Below are 14,410 nucleotides of genomic sequence, written 5' to 3' on the forward strand. Positions count from 1 at the left end.
GGCGGCCGCGTCGACACGGCAAGCCTTCAGGGGCGGGCCGCGGGACGTTTGCTGCATGTCCGGCGGCGGCGGCTGACCGGGAGTGACGGCCACAACATAGTGGGGATGACGCGCACCGTCAACACAAGATGCGGTAATCACGACATGCCGCGACGATCAGTCGCAGGATGCCGTGTTGCACCCGCAGCACCTTGTCGACGCGGCGCACATCCCCAGTCCGGTACAACATCACTTTCTCCGGAACCTCGCTCATGCGCGCTGCCCAGTACTCCTCCTTCGGCAACCCGGCCGACGTCCTCGCCATTGCCGATGCCGCCCTGCCCGAGCCCGGCCCCGGCGAGGTGCGCATCCGCACCGTGCTGGCCTCGATCCACAACCACGACCTGCTGACCGTGCGTGGCCTCTACGGGTACAAGCCGACCTTGCCGGCGATCGGTGGCAGTGAAGCACTGGGCGTGGTCGATGCACTCGGCGATGGCGTGGACGGCCTGCAGATCGGCCAGCGGGTAGCCGCCGCCTCGGTGCACGGCACCTGGGCCGAGGCCTTCGTCGCACCGGCACGCATGGTGATTCCGATGCCGGAGGCGATCCCGGACGAGATGGCCGCACAGTTGATCGCGATGCCGCTGAGCGCGCTGATGCTGCTGGAATTCCTGCACGTCCAAGCAGGCCAGTGGATCGTGCAGAACACCGCCAACGGCGCGGTCGGCAAGTCGCTGGCGATGCTGGCAAAGGCGCGCGGCGTGCACGTGGCCAACCTGGTGCGCAATGCCACGGCCGTAGCGCAGTTGCAGGCGCTGGGCATCGATCATGTATTCGACACCTCGGTGGACGGCTGGAAGGATCGCGTGCGTGAAGCGACCGGCGAAGCACAGGCCGCGGCCGCGGTGGATTCCATCGGCGGTGATGCCAGCGGTGACCTGGTCGACCTGCTCGGCCACCACGGCACGCTGGTGTCGTTCGGCGTGATGAGTGGCGAGCCGATGCACATTCCAGCCGGCGGCCTGATCTACAAGGAGGCCACGGTGAAGGGTTTCTGGGGCAGCAAGGTCAGCCAGGCGATGGCGGTGGAAGACAAGCGCCGGCTGGTGGGTGAGCTGCTGAAGCGTGCGGCCAGCGGCGAACTGACCTTGCCGGTGGAGCAGATCTTCGCGCTGGACGATATCGCCCAAGCGGCGAAGGCGGGCGCCGGTTCGGGCCGTAACGGCAAGGTGCTGCTGCGGCCGTGATCGTCTGACATTGCGTTCTGTAGAGCCGAGCCATGCTCGGCTGCTTTCCGGCCAGTGTGTGGAGCCGAGCGTTGGCTCGGCTCTACAGGGGCGTGCGGACCAACGGTCCGCACCCACCAAAGATCGGTCCGCACCCACCGAAGCATAGACCGCGCCGCCGAGAGCGCTTACTTTCGTTAAGAACCTGTGATGTATAACTGAATGCGCTTTCGTCATTGGAAGGCGCAGGTACCTGCATGCGGTACTGACGGCTCCTCCCCCGTTCGGCGTTGCCGCTTCCATGTACCGCACCACCCTGAACCTGCTTGCCGGCGCGATCGCGCTGGGCCTCACTGCTGGCACCGCCAGCGCCTCTGAAACCACTGATGCCGGCAAGGACAGCACCACCCTCGGCGCCGTGCTGGTGACCGGCTCCAACATCAAGCGCAGCGATACCGCCGGGCCCAACCCGGTGCAGATCGTCAGCCGCGAACAGATCGAACAGACCGGTCGTTCAACACTCACCGACGTGCTGCGCAACCTGTCGGCCAATGCCGGCAACAGCTTCGACGAGCAGTACACGGGCAGCTTCGCCGCCGGCTCTGCCTCGATCGGCCTGCGTGGCCTGTCACCGAAGAACACGCTGGTGCTGGTCAACGGCTACCGCGTGTCCAACTTCGGCTTCGCACTCAATACCCAGGACACTTTCGTCGACCTCAACGCGTTGCCGATCAGCGCCGTCGAGCGCATCGAAGTACTCAAGGACGGCGCCTCGGCGGTGTACGGTTCCGATGCCATCGCCGGGGTCATCAACATCATCCTGCGCAGGAACTTCCAGGGCGTGGAAGTCGGTGGCGGCTTCGGTACCGCCACCCAGGGCGGCTTGAACGAACGCAAGGCCAACCTGTTGGCCGGCTTCGGCGACCTGGAGCAGCAGGGCTGGAACGTGCTGTTCGGCTTGGACCTGCTCAAGCGCGATCGTCTCGACGCCGACCAGCGCGCCTATACCCGCAGCGGCGATTTCCGCGACAAGCCCGGCGGACGCCTGGCCGGCTGGTCCACCGCCGGTGGCAACTGGCTGTCCAACCCACGTGCACCTCAGCCGTTCGCCAACTGCCCCGAGGGCAGCCAGCTGCGCCCGTACAGCGACTTCGGCAGTACCCTGCCCGGCCAGGCCTGCGCCTTCAATGCGCAGCCGTTCAAGACCCTGCAACCCGGCGCCGAGCGCCTGCAGGCCTCGTTGAGCGCGACCTACCGCTTCAATGACAGCGTCGAGGCCTTCGCCGATGTGCTGTACAGCCACAACAAGGCCGACCAGATCTTCAGCGCGCCGCTGACCGTCGGCCCCGGCCTGCGCGCGTACAACCCGGCCACCGGCACGCTGATTGACGTGCCGGCGGTGCTGCCGGTCGGCCACCCGAACAACCCGGGCAGCACGCCGCTGCCGTTCGAGTACACCTTCTTCGATCTCGGCCCGCGCCTGAAGGACAACACGCAGGTGTTCTACCGTGCCCTGGCCGGCGTGCGCGGCAGCGGTGAACGCTGGGACTGGGAAGTCGCGGCGCTGACCTCGCAAAGTGCGCAGCGCGAGTACGTCGACAATTTCGTCAACCGCTATGCGTTCGAACAGATCCTGCGCGACGGAAGCTACAACTTCCTCAACCCGTCCGCCACGCCGGGCGCGCTGGATGCACTGCGTCTGCAGACCAAGCGGCCAGGCTGGTACAAGCTGCACGCGTTGAACCTGAAAGCCTCGACCTCGCTGTGGGAGCTGCCCGCCGGTGCGGTCGGCTTCGCCTGGGGCGCGGAGTTCCGCAAGGAATCGCTGGATGCGCGCACCAGTGCCCAGGTGCTGTCGGGCACCGAACTGCGCCCGGCCATCAACGTGGTCAACGGCGAGCGCCAGGTCAGCGCCGCCTACGCCGAACTGAGCGTGCCGCTGCATCGCACCCTGGAACTGCAGGTAGCCGGTCGCGGCGATCACTACGATGACTTCGGCAAAGCGTTCTCGCCCAAGGTGGCGCTGCGCTGGCAGCCGCTGGACAGCCTGCTGCTGCGCGGCTCGTTCTCGCGCGGCTTCCGTGCGCCGTCGCTGCCGGAGATCGCGCCGGGCCAGACCGTCAGCTACGGCTCGGTGATCGATCCGCTGGACCCCCTGCAACCGGGCGGCAGCCGTGGCGTGACCAACATCCGCACCGGCAACCCGGACCTGAAGGCCGAGCGCTCGCGCAACTTCAACGTGGGTGCAGTGTGGTCGCCGGATGGCGACACCAGCATCGGCCTGGACTGGTACCGCATCGAGCAGGACAACCTGGTCAAGCCGGACAGCGCGCAGTTCATCGTCGACAACCCGACCCTGTTCCCGGGTCGCGTGCAGCGTGACGCGCAGGGACGCATCCAGTTCATCACCAACCAGTACGCCAACCAGGGCGAACTGACCACCTCCGGCCTGGACCTGGATGCCAGCCGCACCTTCCGTACCGACGGCTGGGGCAACTTCACCGTGGCCGGCAGCTGGACCCACCTGCTGAGCTTCAAGCAGCCGCTGGTGGCTGGCCAGTCGCCGTACGAAGGCGCCGGCAACAACCGCCACGGCGCACTGCCGCGTACGCGCGGCACCACCTCATTGAACTGGGCGGTGGGCGACTGGAGCAGCACGCTGAGCCTGCAGTACGTGAGCGGCTACGACCAGCGCGTGGCGACGGCGACCAGCAATCCGGGGCTGCGTAACCGCGTCAAGCCGTATCACCAGCTGGACCTTTACGTGGCGTACGAGGGAATTCCGAATACCACGCTGTCGCTGTCGGTGCTGAACCTGACCGACAAGGATCCGCCGTTCGATCCGGCTGGCGGTTCCAACGGCTTCGACATCAGCCAGTACAACCTGCGCGGACAGTTCGTCTCGCTGGGTGCGCGCTACCGGTTCTGATAGGCCAGCTGCAGAGCCGGGGCCATGCTCGGCTGCTCTTCGGCAACAGGAAGCCGAGCATGGGCTCGGCTCTACAGGGGTGTGCGGACCAACGGTCCGCACCCACCGCATCACCTGCTCAGGTGCAGGAACTGCAGGTGCCGTTCGTACTGGCTGATGATGTCGTTGATGATCTGCTTGCGGCTGTAGCCCACCAGGTCGTAGTCCTGGCTGCCCTCGAACAGATGCACTTCAGCACGGTAGTAACGCTGGTTGCGCAGCTGCTGCGCGGCAAACGACGGGGTCAGGTAGCCGCTGAGGATCACGCGGTACAGGAAGTCCTGCTGCTCGCCGTGGTTCACCGTCAGCTCCATGTCGCCCGCTTCGAAGCGCGTGGCCACATCCCAACCCTGCCCGCGCAGCTGCTCGGCCACCGCCTCCATCGCCGGCTTCACGGTGTCATCCATGAAGCGGTAGACCTGGTCGCGCACCGGGAAGTGCATGGCCTGGCTCAGGCGCTGGCGCCAGCCCTGATGATGGCGATCGTCTCCGATCAACGGCGACGGCCGGTACTGCAGCGCGCGCTTGCGGTGCGACTCGTCACTGAACGCGCGGGTCAGGCCCCACATCATCAGCAGCAGGATCGCCGAGAACGGCAGCGATGCCAGCACCACCGCCGATTTCAATGCATCGATGCTGCCGGCCAGCAACAACCCTGCGGTCAGCACCGCAATCACTGTGCCCCAGAACACGCGCAGCCAGCGCGGACCATCGTCTTCGGGTGATCCACCATGCGACGACAGCGTGGACAACACCACCGCCCCCGAATCAGCGGAGGTCACGAAGAAGATGAAGCTCACCAGCACCGTCACCGCGATCACCGTGCGGCTCCACGGGTAGCCATCCAGCAGTGCATACAACACGGTCGGTGGGTCATCCACCGCCAGCTGCGCCAGTTGCTGCTGGCCGTGGTGGAGCACCTGGTCCAGCGCGCTGTTGCCGAAGATCGACAGCCAGGCCAGGGTGAAGCCGAGCGGGATCAGCAGCACCCCGAACACGAATTCGCGGATGGTGCGGCCACGTGAGATGCGCGCGATGAACAGGCCGACGAACGGTGCCCAGCCGATCCACCAGGCCCAGTAGAACACCGTCCAGCCGCCCAGCCATTCCGGTCGGCCGCCATAGGCGTACACATCGAAACTCTTGCCGACCACGCTGCCCAGGTAGTCGCCCAGGTTCTGCATCAGCGTGCTGAACAGGTACTGCGTCGGCCCGGCGAACAGCATGAACAGCACCAGCGCGATCGCCAGCAGCATGTTGATGTTGGCCATCCAGCGCACGCCCTTCTCGACGCCGGACACGGCCACGGCCACGGCCGCGCCCATCATGCTGACCACCAGGATGATCTGCACCAGGTTGGAGTGCGGAATGTCGAACAGGTGCGAGAGGCCGGCATTGAGGTGCAGCACGCCGAAGCCCATGTCGGCACCGATGCCGAATACGGTGGCGACGATGCCCAGCGCATCCACGGTGTAGCCGATCGGGCCATTGATGCGCTTGCCGATCAGCGGGTACAGCGCCGAGCGCAGGGCCAGTGGCAGGTTGTGGCGATAGGCGAAGTAGGCCATCGCCATCGCCGCCAGCGCGAACACGCCCCAGCCGTGCAGGCCCCAGTGCAGGAACAGCAGCTGCATGGCCTGGCGCGCGCCAGCCTCGCCTGCGGCCGGATCGCCCTGCGGCGGCTGCAGGTAGTGGGTCAGCGGTTCGGATACGCAGAAGAAGAACAGGGTGATGCTGATGCCTGCGGCGAACAGCATGCCGGCCCATGAGAGGTAACTGAACTCCGGCTCGTCATGGTCGGCACCCAGCTTGATGCCACCGTACTTGGACAGCGCCACGCCCACCACGAACACCAGGTACAGGGTCATGGCCAGCAGGTAGTACCAGCCGACGTTGAGGGCGGCCCAGTCCTGTGCCCTGAGCAGAAGGCGGCCCGCGCCGAGCGGGAACAGGCTGACGAACAGCGCGAACGCCACGACAACGATCGCCGCGAAGGCGAACACAGGCCGAAGGGTGCGCACCGGGGATTGTTGCGGCTCCAGTACTTCCATGGGGCGGCGTTCTCCGGTAGATCAAAGGGTTAGCCGACCGATTCTGGCTGAACCGCAGTGGACAGAGCATGAAGTTGCGGCCTGTGGTCGCAGGCCCGTCCGCTCATTCCGTGGTATCACGCGCGCGCTGCGACGCACCCTTGCTTGCGCGGGCCGCGCGCACCGCCTGCGGCGCGGCCACGCGCATCCTGTCCGATCACGACATTACATGCACCGCACACAGCTTGTTGCCATCCGGGTCACGCAGATAGGCCAGGAACACCTGCCGACCGGACATGTTGCGGACGCCGGGCGGATCTTCGATGGCGGTACCACCGTGAGCCACTCCAGCTTCCTGCCAGGCACGCACGGCCTCTGCACTGCCCAGACTGAAACCGATGGTGCCACCGTTGGCATGGCACGCTGGCTGCCCATCGATCGGCGCGGTTACACCGAACATCCGTCCATCCTTGAAGTACAGCAGCCGTCCCTTCTCGTCGAATACGCCCGCACGCGCGGCCATCGCAGCGAACAGGGCGTCGTAGAAGCGACGCGCGGCATCCATGTCGTTCGTTCCTACGGTGATGTGGCTGAACATGCGGGCACTCCATGTGGAAAACCGCAGTGTCGATGAGCGCGGGCGACTTCGCAAATCGCTGCATCATCGCCGCCCCGCTCGCGACCGGGCGTGCTGCTACTTGGCGGTGCTGAGCAGCAGTACCGCCGCCGTGACCAGGGCGATGCCAACCCAGCCGATCGGCCGCAGGCGGTTACCGAACAACAGGCGGCCGCAGGTGGCGGTGCCGATCACGCCGATCGCCCCCCACATCGCATAGGCCGTGGCCAGATCCATGTAGCGTACGGCCTGGCCCAGCAGGGCGAAGGCGATCCAGACCAGGACGATCGCACCGACGCCCCAGCGCCAACGACGGAAACCTTCCGACTTGGCCACCATCATGTTGGCGGCGACGTCGATCAGCGCCGAGCAGATCACGAAAAACAGGGCCAGGGTATTCATCAGTGCGCCTCCCCGAGGGTGACGCAGACGATGCCGGCCACGGCCAGCATCAGGCCGGCCAGCTGCTGCAGCGACAGGCTCTCGCCGAACACAGTGAGGCCGACCACGGTCAGCAGGGTCAGGCCAAGGCCTTCCCACACCGCGTAGGCCACGCCCACAGCAATGCGGCGCACCGACTGCGCCAGGAAGAAGTAGGACAGCGCCAACGCGCCGGCCATGATCAGGTAGCCGCTCCAGCCGCCGTCGCGGGCGGCATGGGCCATGAACGAGGTGCCGACCACCTCGGCGATGATCGCCACGGTCAGGCAGGCCCAGGCGGCCAGCGCGCCACGGGCGGGAACAGTACGGGACATGTGAAGCTCCTTGCAGGGCGGGGACCGCGCCGCCTCCTCAATGGGTCCACGGCATGCGTGGAGGGTCCGGAACGCCCCGCAGACAGGGGCGACGACGGCCAGTATCATCGCCTTTTACGGTGGTATCAAAATAGATGCCATCGACAGGAGCGATGGATCAATGCCCTATTCCCCTGAATCCCTGCAGGCCTTCGTGGAAGCCGCCGCGCTGGGCTCGTTCTCGGCGGCGGCGCGCCGCCTGCGCAAGACCCAGTCAACGGTCAGTACCGCCATTGCCCATCTGGAGGCCGACCTGGGGGTGAGCCTGTTCGACCGCAGCGGGCGCTACCCCCGGTTGACCGAGGCCGGGCGCCAGGTGCTCGGCCATGCCCAGGAAATCCTCGCCGCCGATGCCCGCCTGCAGCAGTTGAGTGTGCGCCTGGCCGCGCCGGTCGAAGCGCGGCTGACCGTGGTGTTCTCCGACGTGTACCAGCTCGATCCGGAGCAGCGCGTGCTGCAGCGCTTTGCCGAAGCATTCCCGGAGATCGAACTGGAATGGCTGGATGCCGAAGGCGATGACGTGCTGGAGCTGGTCGGCAGCGGCCGCGCCGCGTTGGGCCTGCTGCCGCAACAGGAAAGCTATCCGGATGGCCTGATGGCCCGGCCGTTGGCCCATCACAGCGAACTGTCGGTGTACGTGGCGCGCGAGCACCCACTGGCCAGCGCCGGCCGTCGCAGCGCCGCACAGCTGGCGCGGCACCGGCAGGTGCGATTGAGTGCGGAGGTCGATCAATCCCACATCGTCACCGGCCTGGCCTGGACCGCCACCGACTATCTGATGGTGATGGAGATGGCCGAGGACGGCATCGGCTGGGCCGAGCTGCCGCGGGCACTTGTGCAGCGTTATGACCGCGGGCGACTGGTGGAACTGACGCTGCCCGGCTGGCCGCGGCGCATCCACAGCGACCTGCTCTGGCGCCGCGACGCGCCGCCGGGACCGGCCGCACTGTGGTGGGCCGACGCGTTGGGGTGATACGAGTTGCCGGCCAGCGGCCGGCACTACCGGTCAACGATGGGCGAGCGCGTAATCCAGTGCCGCGCACACCGCGGCCACCTGCGCGTCGTTGCACTGCTGCGGGGTCGCCCGGGAGCTGTCCGGGTAGACCTCGGTGGTGGTAGTGAACTTCGCACCGGTGATGCCCGCGCACAGTCCCAGCTTCACCAGCGGATATTCGATCACGCCGTGGGCCACCAGCGGCGAACCGATGATCTCGCCCTTGTCGTCAGCCGGCGCGATGTGGGTGACCTTCTCCACCGCGGCGATCACCGCCTGCTGGAAGGCCGGCTGCGGGTTCTCGCTGTCATCCACCAGGTAGAAGCCATCGGGGATCAGGCCCGGTTCGAACGGCTTGCCGTCACGCGCGGCCAACGCCGGGCGGAACTCGCTCTCGTCGCTGTCGGTGGTCTCGTGCAGGTCGATGTGCAGCGCGAACTGGCCCTTGTACGGCGCGATCAGATCGATCACCGCCGTTGATTCACGCGCCGGGCCGTCGGCGCGGAAGTTGCGGTTCGGGTCGATCGCATCGAAGTTCCAGCGGTTGATGCGCTCGAAGCCCCACGGATTCACGCACGGTGCCACCAGCAGATTGGCCTTGCCGGCGTAGTCGGCGGCGTGCTTTTCGAGGAATTCCAGCGCGCCCATCACGCCGCTGGTCTCATAACCGTGCACGCCACCGGTAACCAGGGCAGCCGGCAGCGCCGGGTTCCAATCGCGGCTGCGCAGGGCGAACAGGGTGTAGGTCTCGCCAGCGTAGTCGAGCTGGCCATAGGCCACCTTGTCGAAGCGCGAGGCCAGCGCCTCGATGCGCGGCAGCACGTCCTCGTCATAGCGACGCAGGCGCTGCTGGCGGCCACGCCACGTCTCCCGTTCCGCCGCTCCCCACGGCTGGCCAGGGGTTCCGACGGGGTAGAAGGCGGCTTGGGACATGGCAGATCTCAGCGAGTCAGGAAGCAATCGCCCACTCTACCACTGGGGGGACAACGTGAACCGGCGGCGCATTCCATTGGCGAATGGAATCAGCAATAATTCTCATTTACCGCCTTCCACAGCCCGCACCGATGCCCATCCCTGCCCTGCAACCGGCCCGCCTGCCGCTGGCCGCCGCCCTCACCCTGTGCCTGCTCCCGGCCGCCACCGCCTTCGCCCAGGACGGCGCCACCACGCTGGACAGCATCCAGGTCTCGGGCAGCTGGCTGGGCACCGGCCTGCATGACAGCGTGAAGAGCTTCGCCGGCGCGCGCACCGTGGTCGACCGCCAGCGCATCGAGGCCAGCGGCGCGGCCAGCCTCGGCGATGCGATGCGCCGCATCCCCGGCGTGCAGGTCACCGACAACTCCGGCACCGCGGGCAGTTCGGTGTCGCTGAACATCGGCGTGCGCGGCCTCACCGGGCGCTACTCGCCGCGCTCGACCGTACTGTTGGACGGCGTGCCGCTGGCGGTGGCGCCGTATGGCCAGCCACAGCTGTCGTTCGCGCCGACCAGCCTGTCCAACATCGAGTCGATCGACGTGGTGCGCGGCGGCGGCGCGGTGCGCTACGGGCCGCAGAACGTGGGCGGCATCATCAACTTCAGCACCCGCTCCATTCCCACCGAGGCCGGCCTGCACGGCGAAGCCGGCATGCGCTACACCGCCTACGACCATGGCGGCGGTGACAGCACCCAGTACAACGCCTTCCTCGGCGGTACCGGCGACAATGGCCTGGGCGCGGCCCTGCTGTACTCCGGCCAGGATGGTCGCGGCTGGCGCCGGGGCAGCGATGACCGCTTCAATGATCTCGCGCTGAAGTTCGCCTACGCCATCGATGCGCAGCAGGAACTGCGCGCCAAGCTGTCCTACTACGATGTGCGCTCGCTGACCCCGGGCGGCCTGACCCGCACCCAGTACGAGGCCGATCCGTTCCAGAACACCCGCCCCACCGATTTCTGGAAGGGCCACCGCACCGGCGTCGACCTGGGCTACACCAACACGCTGTCGGCCAACAGCGAGTTCGAGGTACTGGCCTATTACAACGAAAGCAGCCGAGCCAGCTCGCTGATCAACGCCGCCAATACCCAGCTGACCGTGCAGCCGCGCGACTACCGCGTGCTCGGCATCGAGCCGCGCTACACCCAGCGCCTGCACTGGGGCAGCAGCGTGCATGACATCACCGCGGGCTATCGCTTCCTGCGCGAGCGCGGCAACGACCGCAGCTACACCGTCACCCGCCGCACCGGCGTGGCCAGCGCCACCACCCGCTTCGACAACGCCACCGATGCGCATGCGTTCTACATCGACGACCGCATCGCGATCGGCCAATGGCGGATCACTCCGGGCGTGCGCATGGAATGGATCGACATGGACCGCCGCCAGGCCGGTGGCGCGGCGACCTTCAGCAGCCGCAACGACAAGGCCCTGCCCTCGCTCAACATCGCCTATCTGCTGACCCCGCAGCTGACCGTGTTCGGCAACTACACCACCTCGTTCGGGCCGGTGCAGAACATCCAGCTCAATTCGCAGACCGCCAGCAACCCGCTGAACCCGGAAATCGCCAGGACCACCGAACTGGGTGCACGCTGGCAGGACGGCGCACTGCGCGCGGAAGTGACCGTGTTCAAGATGCGCTTCGACAACCAGATCCTGCAGGTGCCGGGAATCACCCCGCCGACCTTCCAGAACATCGGCGCCACCGACCACAAGGGCGTGGAGAGTGCACTGGAGTACCACTTCGCCGAGGACAGTGCGCTGGCCGGGTTGGAGCTGTACGCCAACTACACCTGGACCAAGGCGATCCAGCAGTCGGGTGACAACCGTGGCCTGGACGTGCCGTTCTACTCGCGCGACACCGACAGCGTCGGCGCCCGCTACGCGCTGGCCGGCTGGACCTTCAATGTCTCCAGCACCCACCAGAGCGGCCAGTTCTCCGATGCCGCCAACACCTGGGAAGAAACCGCCGATGCGCGCGTGGGCCGCGTGCCGGGCGTGCGCCTGTGGAACGCGCAGGTGGCCTGGCAGGTGCCGGGCCTGGGCGACAGCGAGATTGCGCTGGGCGTGAACAACCTGGCCGACACGCGCTGGTACACCCGCAACGTTGATGGCAACGCCGGCCGCATGGTGGCCGCGCCGCGCACGTTCTACGTGCAGGGCCGCTACCGCTTCTGAGGCCATAACCGCCCGATGCAGTGACGGTGGCGATCACGGTGGCGGCGTATCATGCCGCCACCATGTCACTGCCTGTTTCGCCATCGCGCCTGCATCTGGCCTTCCAGGGCCTGCGCCTGCGCCTGCGTGGCAGCGACCTGTGGTTCATCGCGCTGGCGTTGCTGGTCGGCTTGATCGCCGGCTACCTGACCCTGCTGCAGTCGGGCATCGCGCGCTGGCTGCAGGGCACGCTGTATGGGCTGGACGACGGTATGCGCCTGAGCTCCCTGCCCTCGCTGACATGGACCGCGCTGCTGGTGCTGCCGCTGGGTGGCCTGCTGGTGGGCCTGGTCAGCCTGGCCGCGACCCGGCTCAAGCGGCCCCTGCTCGATGCGGTGGAAGCCAATGCCCTGCATGGCGGCCGCATGTCGATGCGCGACAACCTGATCGTGCTGACCCAGACCCTGCTGTCCAATGGCTGCGGCGCCTCGGTGGGTCTGGAGGCTTCGTATACGCAGATGGGCGCCGGCAGTGGTTCGCAGCTGGGCCGGGTGATGCGCCTGCGCCGCAATGACGTGCGCATCCTGGTCGGCGCCGGTGCCGCCGGCGCCATCGCCGCCGCCTTCGGTGCGCCCTTGGCGGGTGCCTTCTACGCCTTCGAGATCGTCATCGGCGCCTACACCCCGGCCGCACTGGCGCCGGTGGCGGTGGCTGCACTGGCCGGCGCGTTCGTGGCCGACCAGGCCGGCATCGAAGCCTATCTACTGCCAGCGGCCTCGACCATCGACGTTCGCGCCGCCGACTACGCCATCTACGGCCTGCTCGGCTGCTGCTGCGCGATGGTCGGCATTGCCATCATGCGGCTGATCGCCTCGATCGAGGGCACGGTCAAGCGCAGCCCGCTGCCTGCCTGGGGTCGGCCGGTGGTGGGTGGACTGCTGCTGATTCCACTGGCACTGGCCAGCCCGCAGGTGCTGTCGTCCGGCCACGGCGCGCTGCACCTGGACCTGACCACGCACCTGCCGCTGATCTGGATCGGCGGCCTGTTGACCCTGAAGTGCCTGGCCTCGGGCATCTCGCTGGGCTTCGGCTTCCGTGGCGGCCTGTTCTTTGCCTCGCTGTTCATGGGCACCCTGGTCGGCGCGCTGTTCGCCGGACTGCTGGCCATGGCCACCGGCGTGCCGGTGATCGACGCCACCTCCGCCGCGCTGGCCGGCATGGCGGCGCTGGCCGCAGCCGTGGTCGGCGCGCCGATGACCATGGCCATGCTGGTACTGGAAGGCACCCACGACTTCCTGCTGACCAGCGTGGTGATGAGTGCGGTGCTGGTGTCCAGCACGCTGGTACGGCAGTGGTTTGGTTATTCGTTCTCGACCTGGCGCATGCACCTGCGCGGGGAGACCATCAAGAGTGCCCGCGACGTGGGCTGGGTACAGAACCTCAACGCCGGCCGACTGATGCGCAAGGGCGTGGCGACCGCCCCGTCCGACCTTGGCGCCGCCACGTTCCGCCAGCGCTTCCCGCTGGGCTCGGGCAGCCGGGTGATCCTGATCGACAGCGAGGGCCACTACGCCGGCATCGTGCAGATTCCGCGCGTCTACAGCGACGGCGTGAAACCGGAGACGGCGATTGGCGAGCTGGCCGAGAACCGTGACGTGTCGCTGTCGCCGTCCGCGGACGTGGTCAGCGTGATGCAGCGCTTCGACCAGACCCAGGCCGATGAACTGGCCGTGGTCGGCGCCGACGGCCAGGTGCTGGGCGTAGTGTCCGAAGCCTTCGTACGCAAGCGCTACGCCGAGGAGCTGGACAAGCGCCAGCGCGAACTGATGGGCGAGCGCGTCGACGACACCGACTGACCCCGCAAAAAGGGGACGGAGGGGATTAAGCCGCTTCTGGCACTTTCGAAATCCACGCATGGCGTGGATCTACTGTCACCTCGACCGGGTAGACTCCGGCCATGCGCTTCATTGAGACCTTCCAGGCAGGTCCCTTCGCCGACACCGTGGTCAGCCTGCTGGCCGCCTTCGTGCTGGGTACGTTGATCGGTGCCGAGCGCCAGTACCGGCAACGCACCGCCGGCCTGCGCACCAATGTGCTGGTGGCGGTCGGCGCCGCCGCCTTCGTCGACCTCGGCATGCGCATCGCCGGCAGCGCCGAGGCAGTACGGGTGATCTCCTACGTGGTCTCCGGTGTCGGCTTCCTCGGTGCCGGCGTGATCATGAAGGAAGGCATGAACGTGCGTGGCCTGAACACCGCCGCCACCCTGTGGTGCTCTGCAGCGGTCGGCAGCTGCACCGGCGCGGACATGCTGGCCGAGGGCGTCCTGCTGACCGTGTTGATCATCGCCGGCAACACCCTGCTGCGGCCGTTGGTGAATGCCATCAACCGCATTCCGATCAACGAGGCAGCGACCGAAGCCACCTACGAGGTGCGCCTGAGCGTGGATGCCGACGCCGTGCCGCGGGTGCGCGAGCGCCTGGTCGATGCGCTGGAAGCGGCGCAGTATCCGGTGGGCGATGTGCAGGTGGTCGAGCATGCCGACGCGCCTACCGATGTGATCGCGGTGCTGGTCAGTACGGCCGTGAGTGCTGATGAACTGGACGTGGTGCTGGCACGGATGGAGCAGGTGCCGGGCGTGCTGCATGCCACGTGGGAAGTCAGTACCCGCGATTGAT

General features: G+C 67.2%; 12 protein-coding genes. 6 read left to right on the forward strand and 6 right to left on the reverse strand.

All coding sequences use genetic code 11. From position 1 onward, the window contains the following. Positions 1 to 118: 118 nt before the first annotated feature. Complete coding sequence (locus AC5P7X_RS05835; RefSeq protein ID WP_256337620.1) at positions 119 to 253, reverse strand: hypothetical protein; 135 nt, start codon at positions 251 to 253, stop codon at positions 119 to 121. Here AC5P7X_RS05835 and AC5P7X_RS05840 point away from each other — a divergent pair. Further along, on the forward strand, positions 252 to 1,229 hold the full coding sequence (locus AC5P7X_RS05840) for a zinc-binding dehydrogenase (RefSeq protein ID WP_053500918.1): 978 nt from the start codon (positions 252 to 254) through the stop codon (positions 1,227 to 1,229). The genes AC5P7X_RS05835 and AC5P7X_RS05840 overlap by 2 nt on opposite strands. A gap of 280 nt (positions 1,230 to 1,509) precedes the next feature. Continuing rightward, positions 1,510 to 4,137, forward strand: coding sequence for a TonB-dependent receptor (locus AC5P7X_RS05845; protein ID WP_495214601.1), 2,628 nt, complete (start codon positions 1,510 to 1,512; stop codon positions 4,135 to 4,137). Positions 4,138 to 4,247: 110 nt separating this feature from the next. Here the strand turns inward: AC5P7X_RS05845 and betT are convergent, their stop codons facing one another. From betT to AC5P7X_RS05865, 4 genes are all read right to left on the reverse strand, one after another. Next, entirely contained in the window at positions 4,248 to 6,227 is a 1,980-nt protein-coding gene (betT, locus tag AC5P7X_RS05850) for a choline BCCT transporter BetT (protein ID WP_372483736.1), read from the reverse strand. Between the two features lie 196 nt (positions 6,228 to 6,423). Further along, positions 6,424 to 6,804 (reverse strand): VOC family protein, encoded by a 381-nt coding sequence (locus AC5P7X_RS05855; protein ID WP_021204273.1) that lies wholly within the window; start codon positions 6,802 to 6,804, stop codon positions 6,424 to 6,426. A gap of 96 nt (positions 6,805 to 6,900) precedes the next feature. Beyond that, positions 6,901 to 7,224, reverse strand: a complete 324-nt coding sequence (locus tag AC5P7X_RS05860; protein ID WP_069138327.1) for a DMT family transporter — start codon at positions 7,222 to 7,224, stop codon at positions 6,901 to 6,903. Next, positions 7,224 to 7,577 (reverse strand): SMR family transporter, encoded by a 354-nt coding sequence (locus AC5P7X_RS05865; protein ID WP_005416959.1) that lies wholly within the window; start codon positions 7,575 to 7,577, stop codon positions 7,224 to 7,226. Before AC5P7X_RS05865 ends, AC5P7X_RS05860 begins: the two co-directional genes overlap by 1 nt. A gap of 160 nt (positions 7,578 to 7,737) precedes the next feature. Here AC5P7X_RS05865 and AC5P7X_RS05870 point away from each other — a divergent pair, with 160 nt between their 5' ends. Next, positions 7,738 to 8,589 (forward strand): LysR family transcriptional regulator, encoded by an 852-nt coding sequence (locus tag AC5P7X_RS05870; RefSeq protein WP_005416961.1) that lies wholly within the window; start codon positions 7,738 to 7,740, stop codon positions 8,587 to 8,589. A 33-nt stretch (positions 8,590 to 8,622) separates the two neighbouring features. Here AC5P7X_RS05870 and AC5P7X_RS05875 read toward each other — a convergent pair whose 3' ends face one another. Beyond that, positions 8,623 to 9,543 carry a M14 family metallopeptidase gene (locus AC5P7X_RS05875; protein WP_495214603.1) on the reverse strand — a complete coding sequence of 307 codons (921 nt, stop codon included), beginning with the start codon at positions 9,541 to 9,543 and terminating at the stop codon, positions 8,623 to 8,625. 131 nt (positions 9,544 to 9,674) lie between these two features. Between AC5P7X_RS05875 and AC5P7X_RS05880 the strand changes: the two genes are divergently transcribed. From AC5P7X_RS05880 to AC5P7X_RS05890, 3 genes are all read left to right on the forward strand, one after another. Then, entirely contained in the window at positions 9,675 to 11,756 is a 2,082-nt protein-coding gene (locus AC5P7X_RS05880; RefSeq protein ID WP_495214605.1) for a TonB-dependent receptor family protein, read from the forward strand. 62 nt (positions 11,757 to 11,818) lie between these two features. Then, positions 11,819 to 13,591: a chloride channel protein gene (locus tag AC5P7X_RS05885; RefSeq protein WP_495214606.1), complete on the forward strand. Its 1,773-nt coding sequence runs from the start codon at positions 11,819 to 11,821 to the stop codon at positions 13,589 to 13,591. 101 nt (positions 13,592 to 13,692) lie between these two features. Continuing rightward, complete coding sequence (locus tag AC5P7X_RS05890) at positions 13,693 to 14,409, forward strand: MgtC/SapB family protein (protein ID WP_005416969.1); 717 nt, start codon at positions 13,693 to 13,695, stop codon at positions 14,407 to 14,409. The last annotated feature ends 1 nt before the right edge of the window (position 14,410 follow it).

The sequence above is a fragment of the Stenotrophomonas sp. YJH_SMC_53 genome, assembly GCF_059369995.1.

Bases quoted from the DNA above. Each gene is read 5' to 3' on its own strand.
- AC5P7X_RS05840 (WP_053500918.1), top strand. From the start codon at position 252: ATGCGCGCTGCCCAGTACTCCTCCTTCGGCAACCCGGCCGACGTCCTC.
- AC5P7X_RS05835 (WP_256337620.1), bottom strand. From the start codon at position 253: ATGAGCGAGGTTCCGGAGAAAGTGATGTTGTACCGGACTGGGGATGTG.
- AC5P7X_RS05845 (WP_495214601.1), top strand. From the start codon at position 1,510: ATGTACCGCACCACCCTGAACCTGCTTGCCGGCGCGATCGCGCTGGGC.
- betT (WP_372483736.1), bottom strand. From the start codon at position 6,227: ATGGAAGTACTGGAGCCGCAACAATCCCCGGTGCGCACCCTTCGGCCT.
- AC5P7X_RS05855 (WP_021204273.1), bottom strand. From the start codon at position 6,804: ATGTTCAGCCACATCACCGTAGGAACGAACGACATGGATGCCGCGCGT.
- AC5P7X_RS05860 (WP_069138327.1), bottom strand. From the start codon at position 7,224: ATGAATACCCTGGCCCTGTTTTTCGTGATCTGCTCGGCGCTGATCGAC.
- AC5P7X_RS05865 (WP_005416959.1), bottom strand. From the start codon at position 7,577: ATGTCCCGTACTGTTCCCGCCCGTGGCGCGCTGGCCGCCTGGGCCTGC.
- AC5P7X_RS05870 (WP_005416961.1), top strand. From the start codon at position 7,738: ATGCCCTATTCCCCTGAATCCCTGCAGGCCTTCGTGGAAGCCGCCGCG.
- AC5P7X_RS05875 (WP_495214603.1), bottom strand. From the start codon at position 9,543: ATGTCCCAAGCCGCCTTCTACCCCGTCGGAACCCCTGGCCAGCCGTGG.
- AC5P7X_RS05880 (WP_495214605.1), top strand. From the start codon at position 9,675: ATGCCCATCCCTGCCCTGCAACCGGCCCGCCTGCCGCTGGCCGCCGCC.
- AC5P7X_RS05885 (WP_495214606.1), top strand. From the start codon at position 11,819: ATGTCACTGCCTGTTTCGCCATCGCGCCTGCATCTGGCCTTCCAGGGC.
- AC5P7X_RS05890 (WP_005416969.1), top strand. From the start codon at position 13,693: ATGCGCTTCATTGAGACCTTCCAGGCAGGTCCCTTCGCCGACACCGTG.